This is a genomic window from Oleiphilus sp. HI0128, assembly GCF_001635365.1.
The window spans coordinates 1-540 of sequence record NZ_LWGG01001483.1 but is presented as its reverse complement, the minus strand read 5'-3'; the positions used below and the strand labels follow the sequence as shown (position 1 = coordinate 540).

At 43.5% G+C, this 540-nt stretch carries 1 protein-coding gene; it reads right to left on the bottom strand.

The features are described from left to right. A partial coding sequence (locus A3763_RS24505) for a peptide-methionine (S)-S-oxide reductase (RefSeq protein WP_231872312.1) occupies positions 1-350 on the bottom strand: 350 nt, incomplete at its 3' end. Between the last annotated feature and the right edge of the window lie 190 nt (positions 351-540).

The window sequence follows — 540 nt, the reverse complement described above, 5'->3', positions numbered from 1 at the left end:
ATATGTTTCCAGTAAACATCAAGTAGGGACTGATAATTTGTGACTTTAGGGTCAAATTTTACTAGAACCGCTTCGACATGGCCGGTTTTGCCTGAGGCTACTTGCTTGTATGCGGGTGACTGTTCACTACCTCCGATATAGCCCGACGTGGCGGAAAGTACTCCTTTATGCTTTTCAAAGTCTGCTTCGGTACACCAGAAGCAGCCGCCGGCAAAAATCGCCGTGTCGCTCGCTGAGACAATGGCGCCTTTACTCATGGTGGATGCCCCAGGCTCTTGTGCTGCTTGGGTGATTGCGCTCAGATAGGTAATAATACTAAGCAAACTGACGATCCAAAGTGTTTTTTTCATAAATTCCTACTCTATCGGGATTCTTTTAAGCAACTGTAGAACTTAGGACAAGAGGTTTGCAGAAAGGTTCCAAATCCGTTTTAGATATTTTCTCTTAGTCAGGCCTGTTTTTATCTGAGGGCTAATTTTAGGGAGGTGAATAAATCACTAAACATCCTTTAGAATCCGAAGTTTAGGTCTATACTGCTAT